The sequence below is a fragment of the Burkholderia perseverans genome, from assembly GCF_022870505.1.
Classification (GTDB): Bacteria; Pseudomonadota; Gammaproteobacteria; order Burkholderiales; family Burkholderiaceae; genus Burkholderia; species Burkholderia plantarii.
Window position 1 is genome coordinate 3,159,270 of sequence record NZ_CP045093.1, and the last position, 20,960, is coordinate 3,180,229.

Sequence of the window (20,960 nt, forward strand, 5' to 3'; positions counted from 1 at the left end):
TTCATACCTTCCTGTCGGAGAGTGGGGTGACGGCCGCGGCGTTGCGCAGCGCGGCGTCGTCGGTGGTGGGTGAGCCCGGGTGTTGCCCGATCGGGCCGCGGTCGAGCTTCACGCGGCCGATCGTATAAACGATGCAGTAGACCGTGCCGAGCGAGGCGGCCGGCGCGATGGTGGCGGCGATGTGCGGGGTGCCGGCCAGCCAGTGCGCGAGCACCTGCACGCCGAGCATCCAGCCGATCGCGAGCAGCGCCGTGCGAACGATGCGCACGGCCGGCGGCCCCGAGCGAAAGCGCGCCACCAGCCATTCGATCAGCCGCGTCACGCAGTAGGTCATGCCGAAGCTGCACAACCCCTGCACCACGGCCGAGCGCCCGGCGATCCACGGGCCGGCCGTATGGTTCGCATACGCGGCCCACGCGCCCTGCACGCACATCGCGGCCAGCGAGGCGAGCAGGCTGCGGCGTGCCGCGCTCACGCGTCGCTCCGTTCGCCGGACACGGCGTCGAGTTCGAGTTCGCCGCCCGCGGACCGACCGCGGCGATGCCAGAACGTGCTGGTGCGCTGCTGGTGCGCGATCACCTCGTCCACGTAGGCGCGCAGGAAATAGCCGGTGATCACGCGGCCGTTCACGCGCGCGTAGTCGTCGAGCCGGCCGTACTCGACGAAGCCGAGCCGGCGCCACAGCTGCTCGGCCTTGCCGTCGCTGCGCACGTCGATCACGATGATGTCGCAACCCATCTGCTTGACGCGTTCGAGCGCGAGCCGCCAGCCGTCCAGCACGAAGCGGCCGCGATAGGCCGGCTCGATCACGCAGCGCTTCATCTCGACGATGTGGCGCCGCGCCGGCAGCGACTGGCGCGCCAGGATCAGCATCCCGACGATCCTGCCGTCGGGCGCCTCGCGCGAGATCAGCAGTTGTGCAGCGTTCGCGCGCAGGTCGGCGTCGAGCGCCTCCATCATCGCGAGGCCGGCCGCCGCCGAGATCGGCTCGAAGAAGCCGAGCGTCGTCTCGCGCGTCGACACCGTGTTCATCAGGTCCACCAGCTCGGTCATGTCCTGTCGCGACAGCGACGCCGGCCATTCGAATTTCATCGCAGCCTCACGCAATGCATCTCGGGATAGGGAATCGTGCCGCGCGCCCGCGCGCGCGGCACGGCGAGCCGCATCACGCTCAGGCGAGCGCCTTGCTGGTCTCGGCCGCCACGGTCAGCGCCGCGACCGGCGCGGTCATCGCCGCTTCCAGCGGGTTCGGCGCCGGCACGCGCACGCTGCGCGCCACTTCGACGAAGTAGGAGACGAACAGCGCGTTGATCTTGACCAGGTGCTCGACGAAGCGCGCTTCGTCGGCCGGCCCCTTGATGGTGCGCATGATCATGTTCCAGACCATGTTGACGTGATCGTCCTCGAGATCCTGCGCCAGATGGCGGCGCGCGCCCTTGGTCAGTTCCTTGCCGAGATGCACTTCCATGCTGTCGAGCCAGTCCGGCTGCGTGCGGCCCGCGACGTACTCGAGATAGAAGCCGCTGACCATCGACGCGAGCGGGCCTTCGGTGGCCATCGTGTAGTAGAAATAGCCGTTCAGCAGCTCGGTGGCGAAGGTCGGCCGCGTGGCGTAGATCTCCTCGTCGGTCATCCCCACTTCGTGCAGGTCGCGCGCGAACATGCGGTCGTGGCGGCCTTCCTCGGCGCCGTACAGGCCCCACTCCTTGCACAGCTGCGGGTCGCGCGAGGCCCAGTAGTTGGCGACCAGCGGATCGACCGCGCGCTTCAGCGAGATGCGCAGGATCGTCTCGACGTTGTGCCGCTTGTACATGCCCATGTCGAAGGAGTCGGACTTCAGCATGTCCTCGGCCTTCTCGATCTTTTCGTAGAACGCGGCCTCGAACTGCCCGAGCATCGCATCGATCTTCGCGCGGAATTCCGGGTTCAGCAGGTTGCTGTAGGTATTGAACGACGAGCTGGACGGCATCTGAATCTCTCCTGTGGGGTAGTGGGCTGCTGGGTCGGAAAACATCAAGGCATCGCCGCGTGGCGCGGCAGGTCGTCCTTCACGTCGAACCACGGGATGCGCGCGGCATCGAACCCGTGGAACGTGGGGACCACGTCCGCCGCGTCGTCGAGCGTGCCGAGCAGGATCTCGATCTGGTCGGCGCGCGTGTCGAACGCGAAGAACAGGCTCGATCCGCAGGTGCCGCAGAACTGGCGGATGCCGTGCTGCGACGAGCGGTATTCACGCGGTTCGCCCTCGATAGCGAGCGTCTCGCGCGCCACCAGCGCGGCGGCGAACACCGGCGCGCCGGTGAAGCGGCGGCATTGCGAGCAGTGGCAGTAGCTGACGCGCGACGGGGTTCCCGTGAAGCGGTAGCGCACCGCGCCGCACAAACATTCTCCGGTGAGCATGGCGGCCTCAGCGCGGCGTGGTCTGCGGCGCGGCGGCCGCCGCGCGCCGGCCGAACGGCAGGCCGAACAGGTTGATCAGCAGGCCCGCGATCACGAACACCACGGCCACCACCTTGGTGACCGTGAGCTCCTCGTGGAAGATCACCATCGAACTGAGCATGCCGAAGATCGGCACCAGCAGCGTGAGCGGCGCGACCAGCGAGGTCTTGTACTTGCGCAGCAGGATGTTCCAGATCGAATAGCCGAACAGCGTGGTCGGGTAGACCAGATAGGCCACGGCGCCGGCGCCGCTCCAGCCGATGTTGCGCAGGTCGGCGGCCACGTGCGCGGGGCCGTTCACGGCCAGCGCGACGGCGAACAGCGGCAGCGGCGGCACCAGGCTCGACCACACCATGAAGCCGAGCATGTCGGTGGCGCCCGACTTCTTGACGATGATGTTGGCGACGCCCCACGACGCGGCGGCGCCCACCACCAGCAGCACCGCGAGCAGGTTGCTCGCGCCGCCGCCCACCTTGGCGATGGCGACCACGCCGATGAACGCGAGCACCATGCCGGCCAGCTGCCGGACCTTGACGCGCTCGCGCAGCGCGATCGCGCCGAAGCAGATCGTGAAGAACACCTGCAGCTGCAGCACCACCGAGGCGAGGCCCGCCGTCAGGCCCTCGCGGATCCCGAGGAACAGCAGGCCGAACTGCAGCGCGCCGAGGATCAGGCCGTACCAGAACACGTACTTGAACGGCACGGTGGGACGCTTGAACACCAGCACCCAGGGCAGCGCGCAGAACACGAAGCGCAGCGCGGCGAGCAGGAACGGATCGAACGAGCCGAGGCCGATCTTGATCACCGAAAAATTGATGCCCCACAGCGCGGTTACCAGCAGCGCAAGCGCCAGATCCCTGATCTTCATACCGCCTCCCAGTTATCAAATAATTTAATGCGGCCGTCGGCAGCCGCGTTGTTATCCCGGTGGCGCCGCCCGCCCTCACGGGCGGCGTCCCGCTTCACTGCCTGTCTTCGCTCGCGGATCGATACGAGCCGTGGCTCGACGATCCGCAGGCCATCGCGCGTGGCCGGCACGATCGGGACATCGAGGCGGCCCGCGTTGAACGCGATCGCGTCGTACCCGTCCGGCGCCGCCGGATCGACGACCACGCGCCTCGGCGGCGCACTACCGGAAAATCAGCGCCGCGGATCCGGCACGGCATCGCCTTCGCACCCCGCGCCGCCCGTTGCGAATTGCCTTCGGCGTCGTACTCAGCGCCGCGCGAATTCGCGAAAGCCGTCCTCCCGCATGCCGATGCCGGGCCGGCACGCCAAGCCGTTCGAAGTGTTCTCGCCCGCGGTAAAGCCCAGGCAGGACGCTCGATACAGATTATCGAGCGCGAAATCGGAATGGGGCAGATCGAAGCTATTGGCAATCGTTTTCGCCAGCCTGCTTTTGCGCGCTTGGCTGGCGGATCGATTTGCAACCACCCCTACAATATCTCTCATCACTTTTCCATTTTTTTGATCACAGCCATGGCCCGTTTCAAGTATGGAGCATGTCTAAAAATGCGATAATCCTCGCCTGCGGAACAAAATCTATTCCCCATGCGAACAAATGAAACGATTGGGCGCCTGCCTTTTCTGGCCACCTTCGTGCGGGTAGTCGAATTGCGCAGCTTTTCGGCCGCCGCGCATTCGCTCGGCCAGACCCCGTCGGCCATCAGCCGGCAAATCTCGCGTCTGGAATCGGAATTGGGCGTGCGGCTGCTGGTCAGGACCACCCGCAAACTGCAATTGAGCGAGATCGGCGAGCGCGTCTACCGGGCCTGCGAGGACATGATGTCGGCGGCGGAATCGGTCAGCGACATCACGGGCCGGTTCATCGAGAAGCCGCATGGGCTGGTGCGCGCCAGCGCGCCGCTGAGCTATGGCAAGACCGTGGTCAGCCCGCACGTCACGGCGTTCCTGCGGGAACACCCGGAGGTGAACGTGCAGCTGCGACTGACGGACCAGGAGATCGACCTGATCGACGATGCGGTCGATTTCGTGATCCGCATCGGCGAGGAACCGCCGCCGAACCTAGTCGCCAAGCCGCTGTCGCCGGTGCGCTACCTGCTGTGCGCGTCGGAGGCCTATCTGGCCGGGCGCGGCCGGCCCGCCACGCCGCGCGAGCTGGCCGCGCACGACACGCTGTTCTTCGGCGACCATCACGCGGACCACCGCTGGTGCTTTCGCCGCGATGGCGAGGAACAGCAGGTGACGGTGCGCGGCCGGTTCGTCGTCAATCACAGCGAGGCGATGCTCGACGCGGTGCGGGCCGGCGCCGGCGTGGGTTTTCTGCCCGATTTCACGGCCCGCGCGGCGCTGAAACAAAATGAAGTGGTGCGATTATTTCCCGACTGGCAGTTGATCACGCCATACAGTGGAATAGCATGGTTACTCTATCAACCGAATCGGCATCTTCCCCCGAAAGTCAGGGTTTTTATTGATCACCTGCTTCACGCGATTCCGGAAGCATTTTCCAAATTGCGAATTGACGACATGTAATGCAAACGTAATAACAAAAAGCGATTACACCGAATCGGCTGATTTCCAGGTATCGATTATTCGACGGCGGCTGTATTGTCCATCGGTATTTGAATTGAGCCGCTGCCGATTATGCCGTTGAATGCCTGCCGTGATACGACGCCAATCCGTCATTAAGCGGCACCGGCGCCGCAGGCGCGGCGCGGTCCGTTCAGCACACCGTCGTCAGACGCTGCGCGCAGCAGGCCAGCACCGCTTCGGGCGGCTCGCGCCACCAGCGTTCGCGCGAAAAGATCTCGACCTCGACCATGCCGTCGTAGCCGGCCGCCTCGACGCTGCCGCGAATCGCGCGCAGATCCACCACGCCGTCGCCCATCATCCCGCGGTCGAGCAGCAGGTCGCGCGTGTCGGGCAGCCAGTCCGAGACGTGATAGGCGAGCAGGCGGCGCCGCGCGCCGGCCGCGCGCAGCGAGGCGTCGAGCGCCGGATCCCACCAGCAGTGGTAGATGTCGGCCGCGATGCCGAGCCAGCCGGCGCCGTCCGGCTCGAGCCGCGCGCACAGCGCGAGCGCCTGCGCGAGCGTGTTGATCACCGAGCGGTCGGCCGCGTACATCGGGTGCAGCGGCTCGATCGCGAGCGGCACGCGCAACTCGCGCGCGGTGTCGAGCAGCGCGGCGATGCCGTCCTCCACCTGCGCGCGCGCCGCCGCGAGGTCGCGGCTGCCCGGCACGAGGCCGCCCACCACCAGCACGAAGCAGCGCGCGCCGAGTTCGGCCGCCTGCGCGAGCGCGCGGCGGTTCGCGTCGAGGTTCGCGCGCCGCGCGTCGGCGGTGGCGGCCGGGAAGTAGGTGGAGCGGCAATAGCCGCTGACCGTCAGGCCGAGCGCACGAACCTGCCTCGCCACGGCGGCCAGCCCGGCCGCCTCCACCTCGTGCCGCCACGGCGCGATGCCGCCGAAGCCGGCGCGCGCGATCCGGTCGATCGTCACCGCGAGCGGCTCGCGATGGCCGAGCGTGGCGGTGTTGATCGAACCGCGTTCGAGCGCGAGCGGCGCGAGCGGCTCGGTGGACGATTCGGCGGCCCCCGGCATCCCGACCGCCGCCGCCGCGGCTGGCGTGTCGCGCGGCGCCATCGTCACGCCACCCCGAACGTCGCCATCACGCCGCGCATGCGGCCGACCGCGAGTTCGGGGTCCCTCAGCAGGTTCGCCTCGTCGGCGAGCCGGAACAGCTCGGCCAGGTAGCGCGGCGGCCGCATGCCGTGATGGCCGCCGAGCATGAACGGATGCGGCTGGAAGCCGTTCAGGTAGGCGAGAAACACCACGCCGGTCTTGTAGAACTGCGTCGGCGCGCGAAAGATGTGGCGCGCGAGCGGCACGGTGGGCGCGAGCAGCGCGTGATAGCGGCCGGCATCGTGCGCGGCCAGCGCCGCCAGCGCCTGTGAGGCGGCCGGCGCGATCGCGTCGAAGATGCCGAGCAGCGCATGCGAATGGCCGAGCGCGTCGCCCTCGATCAGCGCCGGATAGTTGAAGTCGTCACCGGTATACATGCGCACCGTGGCCGGCAGCCGGCGGCGCAGCGCGATCTCCTTGTCGGCGTCGAGCAGCGAGATCTTGATGCCGTCGATGCGCGCGGCCTGCGCATCGATGAGGCCGGCGCAGACCTCGGCCGCCTCCGCGAAGCCGGCGTGCCCCCAGTAGCCGGCCAGCTCGGGATCGAACGCGTCGCCGAGCCAGTGCAGGATCACCGGCTGATCGCAGAGCGCGAGTATTTTTTCGTAGACGTAGACGTAATCGTCGGCCGACTTCGCGACGCGCGCGAGCGCGCGGCTCGCCATCAGGATGATGCGTCCGCCCAGCCGCTGCACGGCCTCGACCTGCTCGGCATAGGCGCGCACCACGTCGTCGCGGTCGCGCGCGGCGCCGGGCGCCAGGTGATCGGTGCCCACGCCGCTCGCCACGCGCGCGCCGGGCAGGTCGCGCACGGCGTCGAGCGTGCGGCCGATCAGCTCCAGCGCCTGCGGCCACGCCAGGCCCATGCCGCGCTGCGCGGTATCCATCGCCTCGGCGATGCCGAGGCCCTGCCCGATCAAGTAGCGCCGATAGTCGAGCGTGCGGTCCCAGTCGATCGCGGGCGGCTCGTTCAGCTCGCCGCTCGCGAGCGGATCGGCCACCACGTGCGCGGCCGAATAGGCGATCCGGTTGAACGGCGCGCCGGGCGCCACGACGGGCAGCGGCGTGCCGCGCACGCGCCAGGTTTCGATGCCGCCTGCGCGGCCGGGAAGCTTGATTTCCATGATCGGACTCAGAATTTTTGAACGAGCAGGCCGCCGTCGACGCGGATCGCCTGGCCGGCGCTATAGGGCAAGCCGCCCGTGGCGCAGCTGCGGATCACGCGCGCCACTTCGTCGGGCGTGCCCCAGCGCCGGATCGCGGTGCCGCCGGCCGCCATCAGCGCGTCGTAGCGCGCGGCCGAGGGCGCCGTCATCTCGGTGGCGATCAGGCCAGGCTGGATCTCGTAGACGCCCACGCCGTATTCGGCGAGCCGCAGCGAGAACAGCGTGGTGGCCATCGACAGCCCCGCCTTCGAGACGCAATATTCGCCGCGCTGCACGCTGGCGGCGACGGCGTTCGACGAACTGATCGTGACGATCGTGGCCGGCACCGCGCCCGGCCCGGCCGCCTCGGCCGGGTTGCCCGCGCGCGCCACGAGGCGCCGGCCGAACGCCTGCATCAGGAAGAACGTGCCGCGCGTGTTGACGGCCGCGCAGCGGTCGTAGCTCTCGGGTGTGACGTCGAGCAGGTCGCCGCGCGCCAGCACCGACACGCCGGCGTTGTTGACGAGGCAGCGCGGCGCGCCGAGTTCGGCCTCGACCGCGTCGAGCAGCGCGTCGTGCGTGTCGATCGCGGCAAGGTCCGAGGCCAGCGGGACGGCGCGCGCGCCGCGTTCGCGGATCGCGGTGCAGACCGCGTCGAGTTCCACCGACGCGGCCGCGTCGGTGACGGCCAGGTCGAAGCCGGCCTCGGCCAGCGCGAGCGCCGCGCTGCGGCCGATGCCGCGGCGCGCGCCCGTCACCAGCGCGATGGGACGAGATTCCAAGATTGCGTCTCCGTGAGGGATGAAAGAGGAGGCAAACGCGCCGCGCTCAGGCGCGGGCCGCGTGCGATTCGCCGAGCGGCGCCGAGGCGCGCGAGGGCCGCACGAACTTCATCAGCACCCAGGTCACCACGTAGGCGAGCCCGCACACCATGAACAGCGCGTTGTAGCCCGCGTTGATGTTGCCGAGCGCGCGGAAGTGGTCGAGCAGCACGCCCACGAACAGCGGGAAGATCGAGGCGCCGATCGCGCCGCCCAGGCCGCCGATGCCGGTGACCGAGGCCACCTGCGCCTTCGGGAACATGTCCGAGGCGAGCGTGAACATGTTCGCGGACCAGCCCTGGTGCGCCGCCACCGACAGGCTCAGCAGCCCGACCATCACCCACATGTTGTCGATCCACGGCGCGAACGCCATCGGCACCACCAGCAGTGCGAGGCACAGCATCGCCGTCTGGCGCGCTTTCTGCACCGGCCAGCCGCGCGCGATCAGCGCCGACGAGAGCCAGCCGCCCGCGATGCTGCCGATCGAGGTGGCGACGTAGACGATCACGAGCGGCAGCCCGAGGTTGCGCAGGTCGAGATGGAAGCGCTCGCTGAAGTACGACGGCAGCCAGAACAGCAGGAACCACCAGATCGGATCGGTCAGCCCCTTGCCGATGAACACGGTCCAGGTCTCGCGCAGGCGGAACAGCTCGCGCCAGCCCGGGCGCGGGCCGGCCTCGGCGGGCTCGGGCTCGCCCGGCGCGGCGCGGTTCGCGCCGATCAGCGCGAGCTCGCGCGCCGACACCTTCGGATGCGCGAGCGGCGCGGCATAGCGGAACTGCCAGCAGGCGAGCCAGACGAAGCCGGTCAGCCCGGTCACCACGAACGCCGCCTGCCAGCCATACGACACCGCGAGCCACGGCACCACGGCCGGCGCCGCCACCGCGCCGATGCTGGTGCCGGCCGTGACGATGCCCACCGCGAGCGCCTGCTCGCTGCGCGGAAACCACTCCGAGATCGCCTTCACCGCCGACGGATAGCTGCCCGATTCGGACAGCCCGAGCAGCGCGCGCACCCAGCCGAAGCCGAGCGTCGTGGTGACCAGCGCGTGCGCGCACGACGCCACGCTCCACACCAGCACCGACAGGCCGTAGCCCGCCTTCACACCGATCCGGTCGATCAGCTTGCCGGCCAGCAGCATGCCCGCGCCGTAGCAGAGCGCGAACACCACCACCACGTGGCTGTACTGCGTTTCGCTCCAGTTGAAACGCAGCGCGAGGTCCGGCTTGAGGATGCCGAGCACCTGCCGGTCCAGGTAGTTGATCGTCGTCGCCGTGAACAGCAGCGCGCAGATCCTCCATCGATAACTGACTTCCTTCATGACGTGTCTCCATCGTTCTGGTTTTTGCCGATGTGTTGTGCCGCGGCTTTTGCCGTGGCTCCGGCCGAAGCGTCCGGCGCGCGCCTTCAGCTCGCCGGGGCCGCCGTCTCGCGGGCCGCTTGCAGCGCGGCTTGCGGATGCAGCCCGAGAAACGCGGCGATCGGCTCCACTGCGTTTTCCAGCAGGTGCCGGCCCGCATGCGTGCGCAGCCCGCGCGCCTGCGCGTCGGCAAGCAGCGCGGTGCGCTCCGGCTTCATGATCAGGTCCGCGACGACGGCGCCGGGCGCCGCGTCGGCCAGCGCGATCGGGATCGCGTCGGCCGTGCGCATGCCGGCCGGCGACGCGTTGATCAGCAGCGCGTGGGCCGGCGCCGCAGCCGGCTCGGCCGCGCGAAACGCCACGCGCGGAAAGCGTCGCGCCAGCCGCTCGATCAGCGCCGCGAGCGCGTCGCGCCGCAGATCGTGCAGGTCGAGCCGCACGATGCCGCGCCGCGCCAGCGCGTCGGCCAGCGCGATGCCGGCGCCGCCCGCCGCCCCCACCAGCAGCGCCGTGGCGCCGGCGATCGCGTGGCCCTGCCGGTCGAGGCCGCAGACGAAACCTTCGCCGTCGAAATTGTCGCCCTCCCATTCGCCGTCGGCCGTGCGGCGCAGGCAGTTGATCGAGCCGATCGCCTGCGCGCGCGGGCTCAGGCGCCGCGCGAAACGCAGCGCCTCGATCTTGTGCGGCACCGTGATCACCACGCCGGCCAGATTGCGGATGCGCTTCAGGCCGTCGAGCACCGCGCCGAGATCGGTGCCATGCACGTGCGCGGGCAGCAGCGCCGCCGGCACGCCATGGCTCGCGAAGAACGCGTTGAACAGGCGCGGCGACTGCACCTGCGCGACGGGATCGGCGACGATCGCGACCCAGCGCGTATCGCCGTCGATCGGCGGGAGCGAAGCGGATGAAGTGGATGAAGTGGTCATCGCCGGCTCCGCTCAGGCGAACTGCGCGGCGCGCTTGCCGCGAAACGCGGCGACGCCTTCGAGCGCGTCGGGCGTGGCCTTGCAGGTGGACGCCGCGAGTTCGTGGAGCGCGCCCGCATCGCCCGCACGCAGCAGCCGCTTGGCCACCGACTGCGAGACGCGCGAGCGCGCGCGCAGCGTCGCGCAGACGGCCTGCACGCGCGCCTCCAGCGCCGCGTCGGGCAGCACCTCGTTGAGAATGCCCCACTGCGCGGCACGCGCCGCGTCGATCGCGTCGCCGAGCAGCACCATCTCGCGCGCGCGGCCCGGGCCGGCCAGTTCGGCCAGCCGCGTGCCGCCGAGCCAGCCCGGAATCGCGCCGACCGACGCCTCGGGAAAGCCGACGCGGATCGACGCCGCGCCGTAGCGCAAATCGCAGGCCAGCGCCAGCTCGAAGCCGCCGCCGAGCGCGCTGCCGTTCAGCACCGCGACGGTGGGGATGTCGAGTTCGGCGAGCCGGCGGAACACGCGGTTGCCGGCGCGGATGAAGCGCGAGCCCATCCGCTCGGCGTCGATCTCGCCCCACTCGCGGATGTCGGCGCCGGCCGAGAAGAAGCGCGGGCTCGCCGAGCGGATCAGCAGCACGCGCGCGGCGCCGTTGGCCTCCACCTGCGCCAGCGCGCGATCGATCGCGTCGAGCATGGCGAGCGTGAGCGCGTTGTGCTTCGCGGCGCGATCGAGCGTGAGCGTGGCGACGCGGTCGTCGCCGATCTCGAAGCGGATGTCGTCATCGTATTGCATGGCAGTCCTCATTGTTCAGCGGGTGAATCGACAGCATTGAAACGTTGCCCGGGCGTCGCACCTCAGGCCGACGCGGCCGCGCCGTGGCGAGCCGCCGGCGGGCGCCGCAGCAGCGCGGCGTCGACGAGCGGCATGAAGCCCATCCGGTCGAGCACGTCGGTTTGCACGTCGATGCCGTCGGCCACCTCGATCAGCCGCACGCCGTCGGCCTCGAGCCGGAACACCGCGCGCTCGGTCACGTACAGCACCTCCTTGCCGTCGAGGCGCGCCTGCACGCCGCTGAAGGTCAGATGGCGCACCTGCCGGACCAGCTTCGGCACGCTGCCCGGCGTGATGATCTCGAGGCCGCCCGCGCCGCGCCGCACGTCCAGCCCCTTGGCCTCGAACGCGCCGCAGAACACGATCTTGCGCGCGCCCTGCGTGATGTCCATGAAGCCGCCGGGGCCCACCACCGTCGAGCCGAGCATCGACACGTTCACGTTGCCTTCCGCGTCCATCTCGCCCATCCCGAGGAACGTCACGTCGATGCCGCCGCCGCTGTAGAAGTCGAACTGGTCGACCATCGGCACGATCGCGTCGGCGTTGCGCGCGGCGCCGAACATCGCGCCGTCGAGCATGTCGCCATTGTGGATGCCCTGCTCCACCGAGCCCCAGTAGTCGTGCGCGCGTCCCTGCGCGGCCAGCACCGCCGGGATCGCGCCCGGAAAGCCGAAGCCGAAGTTCACCGACTGGCCGTGGCCCAGCTCGCGCGCCGCGCGCTCGGCCACGATCAGGCGCAGGCCGTCGGGCATCGGCATCGGCGGCGGCGCCACGCGCACCTCGCCGCTGATCGCCGGGTCGTATTCGCTGATCGCGCACTGGCGCTGCGCCGCGATCTCCACCGTCATGTCCACCATGATGCCGGGCACGCGCACCAGCCGCGCCGGCACCGGCGCCGTGTCGCGGCGCTTGACCTGCGCGATCACCTTGCCGCCGGTGTTGTGCGCGGCCAGCGCCACCGCGTAGATGTCGAGGTCGGCCGGCTCGTGGCGCACCGTGAGGTTGCCGCGATCGTCGGCCGACGAGGCCATCACCAGCGCGTAGTCGATCGCGAACGGCCGGAACCGCAGGTATTCCTCGCCGTCGATCTCGATCAGCTCGACCAGCGCCTCGGTGGTGGCGTCGTTCATGCGTCCGCCGCCCAGGCGCGGATCGACGAAAGTGCGCAGCCCCACGCGCGTGATCACGCCCGGGCGCCCCGCGCCGATCTCGCGCAGCAGCGTGGCGATCACGCCGCCGGGAAAGCTGTAGCCCTCGATCTGGCCGGTCTCCGCGAGCCGCTGCATGTCCTTCGACCAGACCCAGTGCCCGCCGATCACGCGCTTCACGAGCCCGGGCCGCGCGAAGCGGCCGAGCCCGCTGCCCCGCCCGTCGCCCACGCCGAGCGCATGCACCACCGTCAGGTCGCGCGGATGCCCGGTCGCCTCGAACCGGCGCAGGATCGCCGAGAACACCACGTCGGCCTCCAGCAGCCCGCCGCCGGAACCCGTGATCGCTACCGTCGCGCCGTCGTGCATGCCGGCGACCGCCTCATCGACGTCTGTCCACTTCGTCACTTCGCGTTCCTCTCCGATTGAATCCATCTGTCGCCTTAAATACCGAACCAGTTCGTTACTTAAGGCGAATGTTGGCGCACGCACCGAATGCGGTCAAGCCGAAAAGCGGGATCGAGGGTTTACGATGAAAAAGCGGATTCGGAGTGCGTGGTGGACGCGTTTTCGCGTCGGCACCGCGGATGGCGCGTGCGGGGAAGTGCGGCTTCGGCCGGACGAGACGTGTTGCCGGCAGGCGTCGGACACGTATCGGACGCGCTCGCGGCGGCCGTCGAACGGATCGCGCCGCCCGCGCGCGCGGCGCCATGCCGGCGGTGACGGCGCCGCGCGCAGCGTCGATAATGGTGGTTTTGCCGAGTGCCCCGACATCCATGCCGACCGAAAAAGCCACGCCCGCGGCGCCCGCCGCGAAGCGCACGCGTGACCCAGCCCAGACCCAGGCACGCATCATCGCGGCCGCGAAGGCCGAGTTCGCGAAGGTCGGGCTAGGCGGCGCGCGGATCGACTCGATCGCCGAGAAGGCCGGCGTCAACAAGCGGATGATCTACGAGTACTTCGAAGGCAAGGAGCAGCTGTTCCTGGTCGTGCTCGAGGATGCCTACACGCAGGTGCGCACGGCCGAGCGCGAGCTCGGCCTCGACGACCTGCCGCCCGTCGAGGCGATCTGCAAGCTGATGCGCTTCACCTGGGATCACTACCTGAAGCACCCCGAGTTCATGTCGCTCGTGAACAGCGAGAACCTGCACCGCGCGCGGCACGTGAAGAAGTCGAAGAAGTTCGCCGCGTTGCACGTCGGCTTCCTCGACATGGTCCAGCGCATCCTCGATCGCGGCGTGGCGAGCGGCGAATTCCGCGCCGGCGTGGACGCGCGCCAGCTCTATCTGTCGATCGCCGCGGTCGGCTACTACTACCTGACGAACCGCTACACGCTCGAAGTGATCTACGGCATGGAGTTCACCTCGAAGGAGGCGCTCCAGGCGCGGCTCGATTTCAACATCGATACGCTGCTGCGGATCCTGCGGCCCGATTGAGCGGCACGGGCCGGCGCCGCCGCATCAGTGGCCCGCCGCCGCGAACTGCTGCGCCATCGCGTCCCGCGCGCGCAGCGCGGCGTCGGCGCCGACCTGTTCGGCCAGCACCTGTGCGAGCTGGCGCAGCTGCACCGCCGTGATCCCCACGTTCATGCCGATCCGCACATGCGCCTGCAGTTGCGGCTCGGCGCCGGGCAACGCCGCCAGCATGCCGAGCGTGGCGATCTCGCGGCTGGGCCAGTCGAGGTTGTCGCGCTCGAAGATGTCGCCGAACAGATGGGTTCGCAGGTATTCGCCGATGGCCGGCGCGAAGTCGAACAGCGGGCCGCCGACCGGGCCGCCCGCCAGCCGCGTCTGATTGGCGGTGCCGGCGGCGAGCAGCGCCTCGCCGGTCGGAATCGGCCGGCCCGGCGCGGCGCCGGCCGCGTCCTCGGTGCCCTGCGCCTGGCGCGCCGCGACCACCTTCATCAAGCCGCCGAGCGCGTTGAGGCTGCGCGGAAAGCCCGCGTAGGCGTACAGCTGCGTCAGCACTTCGCGGATGTCGCCGATGCTGAGGCCGGCGTCGAGGCCCGCGTGCAGGGCCGCGTCGAGCCGGGTCAGGTCGCCCGCCGCGGCGAACGCCGCGATCGGTACGATGGCCTGCTGCGGGGCCGACAGGATGTCCGTGCTGGGGGAAGGGTTCGACATGGGGTTTCGTTCCTGGGGATGCGTTGCGGGGGGTGTGCTGCTGAGTGTCGGCTGCCGGGGGTTCGCTGCCGCGTACCCGATGCGGCCCGGCGGATCGCCGCCGGACCGGGCATCCAGACTTTCAGGCGCTCAAGCATTCAGGCGAGGCGCCCTTCGACCGGATAACCGGGATCGCTGTAGCCCGGCGTCGAGGCATGGCCCGGCGCGACCCGCGCGTCGATGAACGCCTCGTCCTCGGGCGTGAGCGCCACGCCCAGCGCCTCGACGTAGCTGTCCCACTGCGCCTCGGTGCGCGGGCCGGCGATCGCCGCGCTGACCAGCCGGTTCTTCAGCACCCAGGCCAGCGCGAATGCGATCGTCGTGATCCCGCGCGCCTGCGCGCGGGCGCCGATCTCGCGCGCGATCGCCAGCGACTCGGGCCGCCATTCCGTCTGGTGCAGCCGCCGGTCGCCGCGTCCGGCACGGCTCTCGGCCGGCGGCGGCGCATCCACCGCGTACTTGCCCGACAGCACGCCGCGCGCGAGTGGGCTGTAGCTCACCACGCCAAGCCCGTAGTGATGCGCCGCCGGCAGCTGCTCCACCTCGGCGGTGCGGTCCACGATGTTGTAGAGCGGCTGGCTCGCCACCGGCCGGCCGATGCCGAGCTGGTCCGCCACGCGCGCCAGCTCGGCGATGCGCCAGCCGCGAAAATTGGAGGCGCCGAAGTACCGGACCTTGCCGTCGCGAATCAGGTCGCCGATCGCGCGCACGCTTTCCTCCAGCGGCAGGCCGGGGATCGCGCGATGGAAATAGAGCAGGTCGAGGTAGTCGGTACCGAGCCGCCGCAGGCTTGCCTCGACCGACTGGATGATCCACTTGCGCGATTGCCCCTGCTGGTTCGGCAGCGCCGAGGCGGAGGCCGGGAAGCCGAACTTGGTGGCGACCACCCAGCGATCGCGATCTCCGGAGATCGCGCGTCCGACCACTTCCTCCGAGCGCCCCGCGTGGTAGACGTCCGCCGTATCGAGGAAGTTGACGCCCTGCTCCGCCGCCTTCGCGATGATGCGCTGTGAGGTGGGCTCGTCGGTTTCGCCGCCGAACATCATCGTGCCGAGGCACAGCGGCGACACGCGCAGCGCGCTGTTGCCCAGATAGCCGTATTCCATGCATGCCCTCCTTCCGGTTGCGATTCCCCCCGGGCGAGCGCCGTCGGCGCCCGCCGAGACGGGGGCATCACCACTGTAGGGTTTGGCGCAATGGATCGGTAGACCGTAGAATCCGCATGCTTTTGTGTGGAAAACTCACCAATGCCGAAGGAAAGCCTGAACAACCTCCAAGCGTTCGTGACGGTGGCGCGCGAGCGCAACTTCACGCGCGCGGCCGCGCAGCTGGGCGTGTCGCGCTCGGCGCTGAGCCACGCGATGCGGGCGCTGGAAGCGCGTCTCGGGGTGCGCCTGCTGACGCGCACCACGCGCAGCGTCTCGCCCACCGAAGCCGGCCAGCGGCTCTTGAACGCGATCGGCCCGCGCCTCGACGAGATCGAACTGGAACTGGGCGCGCTCAGCGACACGCGCGACAAGCCCGCCGGGACGGTGCGCATCACCACCCACGATCACGCCATCAATACCGTGCTGTGGCCACGGCTGCTGCCCTTGCTGAAGCGCTATCCCGACGTCCACGTCGAGTTCTGCGTGGACTACGGGCTGACCGACATCGCCGCGCAGCGCTTCGATGCCGGCGTGCGCCTCGGCGATCAGGTGGCACAGGACATGATCGCCGTGCGCATCGCGCCCGATTTGCGGATGGCGGTGGCGGGCGCGCCCGACTATCTGGCGGGGCGCCCCATGCCGGCCACGCCCGACGACCTGGCCGGGCACCGCTGCATCAACCTGCGCTTGCCGACCCACGGCGGCCTGTATGCGTGGGAATTCGAGCGCGGCGACCAGAAGCTCAGCGTGCGCGTGGAGGGCCAGGTGACTTTCAACCATGCCGCGCAGATGCTGCGGGCGGCGAACGACGGGCTCGGGCTGACCTATTTGCCGCTCGACGTCCTGCAGCCCGGAATCGACGCCGGGCGCCTGGTGCCCGTGCTCGAGAGCTGGTGGCCCGTGTTCCCCGGCTATCACCTGTACTACCCGAGCCATCGGCAGATCGCGCCGGCGCTGGCGCTCGTGATCGAGGCGCTGCGCTGCCGCCCGGCCTGACGCCGCGGCCTCGCGCGGACAGCGGCCGCCCCGTCAGCGCGACAGGTAGCGCTCCACCAGCCGCGTCCAAAACGCGGCGCCGATCGGCAGGTTGCGATCGTTGAAATCGTAGTGCGGGTTGTGGACCATGCAGCCGTCCTCGCCCACGCCGTTGCCGATCCGCAGGAACGAGCCCGGGCGCTGCTGCAGCAGGTAGGCGAAGTCCTCGCTGCCCATCAGCGGATCGATCTGCTCGGCCACGTTCTGCTCGCCCACCAGTTCCTTCGCCACCTGCGCGGCGAAATCGGTTTCCGCGTCCGAGTTGATCACCACCGGGTAGCCGTGGGTGTACTCGACGTGGGCCTTCGCGCCGTAGCTGGCCGCCTGCCCTTCGGCGATCTCGATGATGCGGCGCTTCAGTTGCGCGCGTACCGTCTCGCTGAACGAGCGCACGCTCAGCGCGAGCTGCGCGCGCTCCGGGATCACGTTGCTCGCGCTGCCCGCGTGGATCGCGCCGATCGTCACCACCGCCTGCTGCGACGGGTCGAGGTTGCGCGAGACGATGGTCTGCAGCGCCATCACGATGCTGGCCGCCACCACCACCACGTCCACCGTCAAGTGCGGGCGCGCCGCGTGGCCGCCCACGCCCTCGATCTCGATCCGGACGCTGTCGGCCGCCGCCATGAACGGGCCGCGCCGGAACATCAACCTGCCCGGTTCCGCGCCCGGATGGTTGTGCATGCCGAACACCGCGTCGCAGGGGAAACGCTCGAACAGGCCGTCGGCGATCATGCGCTGCGCGCCGCTGTTCGCGCCGGTTTCCTCGGCCGGCTGGAAGTAGAGATGAACCGTGCCCGAGAAGCGCCGCGTGCGCGCGAGCTGGCGCGCCGCGCCGAGCAGCATCGTGGTGTGGCCGTCGTGGCCGCACGCGTGCATCTTGCCCGGCGTCGCGCTGGCGTAGGGCAGGCCGGTTGCCTCGACGATCGGCAGCGCGTCCATGTCGGCGCGGATGCCGATCCGGCGCGTGCCGTCGCCCACCGTCAGCGTGCCGACCACGCCCGTCTCGCCGACCCCGCGCGTGACCTGCCAGCCCCATTCCTCGAGCCGCTCGGCCACCAGCGCGGCCGTGGCCACTTCCTCGAACGCGAGTTCGGGGTGGCGGTGGAGATGGTGGCGGATGTCGAGCAGGTCGGGAGTGTCGGCGGCGAGGTCGGCGATCTCGGTGTGGCGGGTGTCGGTCATCGGGGGCTCCGGAGGGGTTGGAATGGGGGGAAGCGCGCCACTATAGCCAGACAACGCTCGCTTCATAAGATGCGGAATTTTTCACCGTGATAAGTGGGGTTTATCACCCGGTGCTGCGTTGGTACGGCGTGCATCGTGACGCTTGCGGCTCAGCACGATGGCAGCGCCAGTTTGTAAAGAGCGTCGTGCCGGGCCAGCACGGCTTCGACGCGGGCGGTGCGCATCCTGAACGTGACATCGGAGTTCTCGACGAACTTGACGGCCACTTTCGATCGCTCGGTATCGATGATTTCCGTAACGAATGTCCGGAAGTCGTTGGATTGCATCAAATCCCACAGCGCCAGGCGCTTCATGAGGGGGACCACGGCCCTCAGAACGATATCCCCGCTCAATGGCCAGGAAAACTGGCTCATCATGTACCTGTCGTCTTGAAACTTGGCCGCTACATACACAATCAGCAGCTCGCGCATTTTTCGAAAATCGTCGTGCCCGGTGCCGTCTTTCAGCAGCTTGTAGAAGCCATTGCCGATGGCGCTCTCTCCCGGATGCCGGAAACCGTAATCGGCCAGCGCCCCGGCGGCCAGCACCGCGATGCGCGCCTCGAGGTATCGCAGCTCATCCCACGCCTGCGCCGCGCCGTTGAGATGAATCGTGCAGTGACCTTCAAGCTCACTTTTTGCGTTCCATCGGCACAACCAGGTGAGTTCGATCGCGCTGGTCCTGATACCGAGTTTGTAGGCAGCAATCCAATGCCCCAGCTCGTGAGCAAACAGGCATTTCACGTCGTCGTCGCCCTTGGCCCCCGGCACGTCCTCCCCCGACGCCACCTCGCTGTCATCCACGCGCACCAGCACGCTCTCACCATCACCAAATCGCACTTCGTTGATGCCCGGCTGATATCCAGCCGCCACACCATCATCGAAGTCGACGCGTCCATTCGGAGGGCGACCGTCCGGATCGAGCCATGTTTGGCAAAAATCGTCCAGAAAACGCAGGAATTCGTCCCGCGTGATCAGCGCCGAGATCGGCTTGAGGCCGAATTCCAATATGAGCTTGTTGAGCTTGTCCGGAAACGCTTCATCGGACCAGGCCTCGGCGCCTTGGCGATCGGCGATCGGGCTTCTCGTCAAATGAACGATGGCCACCTCATGGGCAATCGATTCATCGTCCCCATCTCTCAGACACTGCCAGAACTGATCCGGCGGCGGCGTTTTCCCCTCGGCCTCCGCACTGCGCTGCACGACGAGTGCTTCCGCCCACGCCCGGGCACAGAGCACGAACATCCGCTTGCGCAAGTACGCATCCCGATCACGCTCCCGGATCAACCCGACCCAATCCACGAAATCCGGATTCTCGAGCTTCAGCGAAAAATCGTAGGGATCGGTCGTCACGACGATCTTCTTGCAACGCGCGCCGGCATGGCGCGCGGCAATGACCGTCCCCAGCACGCCCGCCAGGAATCGCTTGCTGTCGTCCACGATTCAACCGCCCCCGAATGTTTTCTTCATGAATGAGCCGGCACCCGCGGCCCGGCGCTACCGATTCCTGTCCGCCTCGCGCGAGCGCTCGGCCAGCCGCACCACGTCCTCGTCCAGCAGCGCGTACTGGCCATCGCAGAACAGCCGGCACAGCCGGTCGACGTCGGCTCGCGTCTCGACCTCGAAGGTCACGACCTCGCGGCTCGTCTTCGGCTTGCCGATGCCGAACAGCCCCTTGGTCTCGTGCATCGACACGGCGCTCAACTGGAAGCTGTCATCGAGCCCGCTGCCGAGCGCGCTGATCCACAGCTCGCGGCGCGCCTCGCCGTCCTGCAACACCAGCGCCGGCAGCGGCCCGCTCTGCTCGTCGTTCCATTGCGCCAGCTGCTCGGCCCACGGAAAACGCGCCAACGCGTGAGTGAAGCCGTCGTAATCGACGCTGCCTTGCGGATCGAGTTGCTCGTAGTCGTAGCCGGTCTTTTGAATGGCATAGGTCAACATGGCGGGATCCCGACGAAGAGGAAGCGAGGGAGCACCAATATACGCCGTGACACACCGTGCCGGCTCGCCGTCATTTTGGCCAGCGCCAGGCCGGCTCGCTCAGGTGCTCGGCGAAATAGTCGGACAGCGCGCTGACCTTCGCGGGCCGTGCGCGCGCCGACGGCGTGACGAAGTAGAGGCCGCCGCGCGTCAGCGACCAGTCGGTGAGGATCGCCTCGAGCCGGCCGTCGGCCAGATACTCGCCTGCGATGAATTCCGGCAGCTCGGCGAGCGCGAGCCCGTCGAGCAGCATCGGCAGCAAGGCATCCGCGTTCGTCACGCGCAGCGGGCCGGTGGGCATCACCGGCTCTTCGTCGCCGGCCTCGTTGGTGAAGCGCCAGACGTCGCTGCGCGCGCGATAGGCATAGGACAGGCAGGCGCGTCCGGCCAGTTCGCGCGGATGCGCGGGGCGCCCCTCGCGGGCAAGATAGCCGGGCGAGGCGACCAGATACTGCGTGACCGCGCACAGGCGCCGCGCGACCAGCGACGAGTCGGGCAACGCGGCGATGCGCAGCGCCGCGTCGAATCCGTCCGCCACCAGGTCCACGGTGGAATCGGCCAGATGCAGATCGACCGACACGTCCGGATACAGGCGAAAGAAGCCCGGCATCAGCGGCGCGACCCAGCGCAGCCCGAACGACATCGGCACCGCGAGCCGCACCAGCCCGCGCGGCTGTACCGACAGCTCGCGCGCCGCGCCCTCGGCCGCCTCGGCCTGCCGGTAGATCTCGCCGGCTTTCTCGCAGAGCGTCCGGCCGAACTCGGTCAGCGCGAGCTGGCGCGAGGTGCGATTGAACAGGCGCGCGCCGAGCCGGTCCTCCAGACGCGCCACGCCGCGCGAAACGGTGGCCACCGACACACCCATCTCGCGCGCCGCCGCGGCGAACGAACCTTCCTCCGCCACCTTGGCGAACATCGCGAGTCCTTCGAAATCAGGCAGCTTCGACATTGGCGCTCATCATTTCAAAAATGCAACGTTGGTTTGCGATGCATTCTATTTCGAAAAGATCAGCGCGTCGATATTCTCCTCACATCGCAGCACACACAGCACGCCGCGATCGCCGCCAACCCGGCGGCATCCACCCAACCGAACGGATCGAAACAGGAGAATCAC

The 20,960-nt window shown here is 69.0% G+C and carries 23 protein-coding genes; 3 read left to right on the plus strand and 20 right to left on the minus strand.

The features are described from left to right. Window position 1: 1 nt before the first annotated feature. The 7 genes from BpN12_RS13220 to BpN12_RS13250 all read right to left on the minus strand — a co-directional run bounded on the left by BpN12_RS13220 (window position 2) and on the right by BpN12_RS13250 (window position 3,891). Window positions 2-475 carry a hypothetical protein gene (locus BpN12_RS13220; protein ID WP_246793028.1) on the minus strand — a complete coding sequence of 158 codons (474 nt, stop codon included), beginning with the start codon at window positions 473-475 and terminating at the stop codon, window positions 2-4. Next, window positions 472-1,092: a GNAT family N-acetyltransferase gene (locus tag BpN12_RS13225; RefSeq protein ID WP_246793029.1), complete on the minus strand. Its 621-nt coding sequence runs from the start codon at window positions 1,090-1,092 to the stop codon at window positions 472-474. The genes BpN12_RS13220 and BpN12_RS13225 overlap by 4 nt, the downstream gene beginning before the upstream one ends. 79 nt (window positions 1,093-1,171) lie before the next feature. Next, window positions 1,172-1,969 (minus strand): heme oxygenase-like domain-containing protein, encoded by a 798-nt coding sequence (locus tag BpN12_RS13230; RefSeq protein WP_246793030.1) that lies wholly within the window; start codon window positions 1,967-1,969, stop codon window positions 1,172-1,174. Between the two features lie 44 nt (window positions 1,970-2,013). Further along, the gene (locus tag BpN12_RS13235; RefSeq protein WP_246793031.1) at window positions 2,014-2,400 is read right to left on the minus strand and encodes a GFA family protein; all 387 of its coding nucleotides are present in this window, start codon (window positions 2,398-2,400) and stop codon (window positions 2,014-2,016) included. A 7-nt stretch (window positions 2,401-2,407) separates the two neighbouring features. Continuing rightward, the gene (locus BpN12_RS13240) at window positions 2,408-3,307 is read right to left on the minus strand and encodes an EamA family transporter (RefSeq protein WP_246793032.1); all 900 of its coding nucleotides are present in this window, start codon (window positions 3,305-3,307) and stop codon (window positions 2,408-2,410) included. Then, a complete protein-coding gene (locus tag BpN12_RS13245) occupies window positions 3,304-3,552 on the minus strand; it encodes a YbaK/EbsC family protein (protein ID WP_246793033.1) in 249 nt (82 codons plus the stop codon). The genes BpN12_RS13240 and BpN12_RS13245 overlap by 4 nt, the downstream gene beginning before the upstream one ends. 102 nt (window positions 3,553-3,654) lie before the next feature. Then, window positions 3,655-3,891 (minus strand): hypothetical protein, encoded by a 237-nt coding sequence (locus BpN12_RS13250; RefSeq protein ID WP_246793034.1) that lies wholly within the window; start codon window positions 3,889-3,891, stop codon window positions 3,655-3,657. A 99-nt stretch (window positions 3,892-3,990) separates the two neighbouring features. Here BpN12_RS13250 and BpN12_RS13255 point away from each other — a divergent pair, with 99 nt between their 5' ends. Next, window positions 3,991-4,932 carry a LysR family transcriptional regulator gene (locus tag BpN12_RS13255; protein ID WP_246793035.1) on the plus strand — a complete coding sequence of 314 codons (942 nt, stop codon included), beginning with the start codon at window positions 3,991-3,993 and terminating at the stop codon, window positions 4,930-4,932. A gap of 190 nt (window positions 4,933-5,122) precedes the next feature. Here the strand turns inward: BpN12_RS13255 and BpN12_RS13260 are convergent, their stop codons facing one another. The 7 genes from BpN12_RS13260 to BpN12_RS13290 form a co-directional block, all read right to left on the minus strand. Then, the gene (locus tag BpN12_RS13260; protein WP_425306313.1) at window positions 5,123-6,001 is read right to left on the minus strand and encodes a sugar phosphate isomerase/epimerase family protein; all 879 of its coding nucleotides are present in this window, start codon (window positions 5,999-6,001) and stop codon (window positions 5,123-5,125) included. Between the two features lie 44 nt (window positions 6,002-6,045). Further along, the gene (locus tag BpN12_RS13265; protein WP_246793037.1) at window positions 6,046-7,206 is read right to left on the minus strand and encodes a dihydrodipicolinate synthase family protein; all 1,161 of its coding nucleotides are present in this window, start codon (window positions 7,204-7,206) and stop codon (window positions 6,046-6,048) included. A gap of 8 nt (window positions 7,207-7,214) precedes the next feature. Next, window positions 7,215-8,009, minus strand: a complete 795-nt coding sequence (locus tag BpN12_RS13270; protein WP_246793038.1) for a 3-ketoacyl-ACP reductase — start codon at window positions 8,007-8,009, stop codon at window positions 7,215-7,217. Window positions 8,010-8,055: 46 nt separating this feature from the next. Next, the gene (locus BpN12_RS13275; protein WP_246793039.1) at window positions 8,056-9,369 is read right to left on the minus strand and encodes an MFS transporter; all 1,314 of its coding nucleotides are present in this window, start codon (window positions 9,367-9,369) and stop codon (window positions 8,056-8,058) included. Window positions 9,370-9,455: 86 nt separating this feature from the next. Continuing rightward, a complete protein-coding gene (locus BpN12_RS13280) occupies window positions 9,456-10,334 on the minus strand; it encodes a shikimate dehydrogenase family protein (RefSeq protein WP_246793040.1) in 879 nt (292 codons plus the stop codon). A gap of 12 nt (window positions 10,335-10,346) precedes the next feature. Continuing rightward, a complete protein-coding gene (locus BpN12_RS13285; protein WP_246793041.1) occupies window positions 10,347-11,114 on the minus strand; it encodes an enoyl-CoA hydratase/isomerase family protein in 768 nt (255 codons plus the stop codon). 62 nt (window positions 11,115-11,176) lie between these two features. Further along, window positions 11,177-12,736, minus strand: a complete 1,560-nt coding sequence (locus BpN12_RS13290) for an acyl CoA:acetate/3-ketoacid CoA transferase (protein ID WP_425306267.1) — start codon at window positions 12,734-12,736, stop codon at window positions 11,177-11,179. Window positions 12,737-13,077: 341 nt separating this feature from the next. On the opposite strand from BpN12_RS13290, the gene BpN12_RS13295 reads away from it, so the two are divergent. Then, entirely contained in the window at window positions 13,078-13,737 is a 660-nt protein-coding gene (locus BpN12_RS13295) for a TetR/AcrR family transcriptional regulator (protein ID WP_246793042.1), read from the plus strand. Between the two features lie 24 nt (window positions 13,738-13,761). On the opposite strand, the gene BpN12_RS13300 is transcribed toward BpN12_RS13295, so the two are convergent. Both BpN12_RS13300 and BpN12_RS13305 read right to left on the minus strand, forming a co-directional pair. Beyond that, entirely contained in the window at window positions 13,762-14,424 is a 663-nt protein-coding gene (locus BpN12_RS13300) for a carboxymuconolactone decarboxylase family protein (protein WP_246793043.1), read from the minus strand. Window positions 14,425-14,561: 137 nt separating this feature from the next. Then, complete coding sequence (locus tag BpN12_RS13305) at window positions 14,562-15,569, minus strand: aldo/keto reductase (RefSeq protein WP_246793044.1); 1,008 nt, start codon at window positions 15,567-15,569, stop codon at window positions 14,562-14,564. A 141-nt stretch (window positions 15,570-15,710) separates the two neighbouring features. Here BpN12_RS13305 and BpN12_RS13310 point away from each other — a divergent pair, with 141 nt between their 5' ends. Then, on the plus strand, window positions 15,711-16,607 hold the full coding sequence (locus tag BpN12_RS13310; protein ID WP_246793045.1) for a LysR family transcriptional regulator: 897 nt from the start codon (window positions 15,711-15,713) through the stop codon (window positions 16,605-16,607). Between the two features lie 33 nt (window positions 16,608-16,640). Here the strand turns inward: BpN12_RS13310 and BpN12_RS13315 are convergent, their stop codons facing one another. The 4 genes from BpN12_RS13315 to BpN12_RS13330 form a co-directional block, all read right to left on the minus strand. Further along, on the minus strand, window positions 16,641-17,828 hold the full coding sequence (locus BpN12_RS13315) for a M20 aminoacylase family protein (protein ID WP_246793046.1): 1,188 nt from the start codon (window positions 17,826-17,828) through the stop codon (window positions 16,641-16,643). Between the two features lie 149 nt (window positions 17,829-17,977). Continuing rightward, window positions 17,978-19,306: a zinc metalloprotease gene (locus BpN12_RS13320; protein WP_246793047.1), complete on the minus strand. Its 1,329-nt coding sequence runs from the start codon at window positions 19,304-19,306 to the stop codon at window positions 17,978-17,980. A gap of 57 nt (window positions 19,307-19,363) precedes the next feature. Next, window positions 19,364-19,807 (minus strand): hypothetical protein, encoded by a 444-nt coding sequence (locus tag BpN12_RS13325; RefSeq protein WP_246793048.1) that lies wholly within the window; start codon window positions 19,805-19,807, stop codon window positions 19,364-19,366. Between the two features lie 70 nt (window positions 19,808-19,877). Next, window positions 19,878-20,795 carry a LysR family transcriptional regulator gene (locus tag BpN12_RS13330; protein WP_246793049.1) on the minus strand — a complete coding sequence of 306 codons (918 nt, stop codon included), beginning with the start codon at window positions 20,793-20,795 and terminating at the stop codon, window positions 19,878-19,880. Between the last annotated feature and the right edge of the window lie 165 nt (window positions 20,796-20,960).

Coding starts and splice junctions, on each gene's coding strand:
- BpN12_RS13240 (WP_246793032.1), bottom strand. CDS start 3,307: ATGAAGATCAGGGATCTGGCGCTTGCGCTGCTGGTAACCGCGCTGTGG.
- BpN12_RS13325 (WP_246793048.1), bottom strand. CDS start 19,807: ATGTTGACCTATGCCATTCAAAAGACCGGCTACGACTACGAGCAACTC.
- BpN12_RS13305 (WP_246793044.1), bottom strand. CDS start 15,569: ATGGAATACGGCTATCTGGGCAACAGCGCGCTGCGCGTGTCGCCGCTG.
- BpN12_RS13315 (WP_246793046.1), bottom strand. CDS start 17,828: ATGACCGACACCCGCCACACCGAGATCGCCGACCTCGCCGCCGACACT.
- BpN12_RS13290 (WP_425306267.1), bottom strand. CDS start 12,736: ATGGATTCAATCGGAGAGGAACGCGAAGTGACGAAGTGGACAGACGTC.
- BpN12_RS13295 (WP_246793042.1), top strand. CDS start 13,078: ATGCCGACCGAAAAAGCCACGCCCGCGGCGCCCGCCGCGAAGCGCACG.
- BpN12_RS13330 (WP_246793049.1), bottom strand. CDS start 20,795: ATGTCGAAGCTGCCTGATTTCGAAGGACTCGCGATGTTCGCCAAGGTG.
- BpN12_RS13225 (WP_246793029.1), bottom strand. CDS start 1,092: ATGAAATTCGAATGGCCGGCGTCGCTGTCGCGACAGGACATGACCGAG.
- BpN12_RS13235 (WP_246793031.1), bottom strand. CDS start 2,400: ATGCTCACCGGAGAATGTTTGTGCGGCGCGGTGCGCTACCGCTTCACG.
- BpN12_RS13285 (WP_246793041.1), bottom strand. CDS start 11,114: ATGCAATACGATGACGACATCCGCTTCGAGATCGGCGACGACCGCGTC.
- BpN12_RS13255 (WP_246793035.1), top strand. CDS start 3,991: ATGCGAACAAATGAAACGATTGGGCGCCTGCCTTTTCTGGCCACCTTC.
- BpN12_RS13250 (WP_246793034.1), bottom strand. CDS start 3,891: ATGAGAGATATTGTAGGGGTGGTTGCAAATCGATCCGCCAGCCAAGCG.
- BpN12_RS13310 (WP_246793045.1), top strand. CDS start 15,711: ATGCCGAAGGAAAGCCTGAACAACCTCCAAGCGTTCGTGACGGTGGCG.
- BpN12_RS13260 (WP_425306313.1), bottom strand. CDS start 6,001: ATGCCGGGGGCCGCCGAATCGTCCACCGAGCCGCTCGCGCCGCTCGCG.
- BpN12_RS13265 (WP_246793037.1), bottom strand. CDS start 7,206: ATGGAAATCAAGCTTCCCGGCCGCGCAGGCGGCATCGAAACCTGGCGC.
- BpN12_RS13230 (WP_246793030.1), bottom strand. CDS start 1,969: ATGCCGTCCAGCTCGTCGTTCAATACCTACAGCAACCTGCTGAACCCG.
- BpN12_RS13280 (WP_246793040.1), bottom strand. CDS start 10,334: ATGACCACTTCATCCACTTCATCCGCTTCGCTCCCGCCGATCGACGGC.
- BpN12_RS13275 (WP_246793039.1), bottom strand. CDS start 9,369: ATGAAGGAAGTCAGTTATCGATGGAGGATCTGCGCGCTGCTGTTCACG.
- BpN12_RS13300 (WP_246793043.1), bottom strand. CDS start 14,424: ATGTCGAACCCTTCCCCCAGCACGGACATCCTGTCGGCCCCGCAGCAG.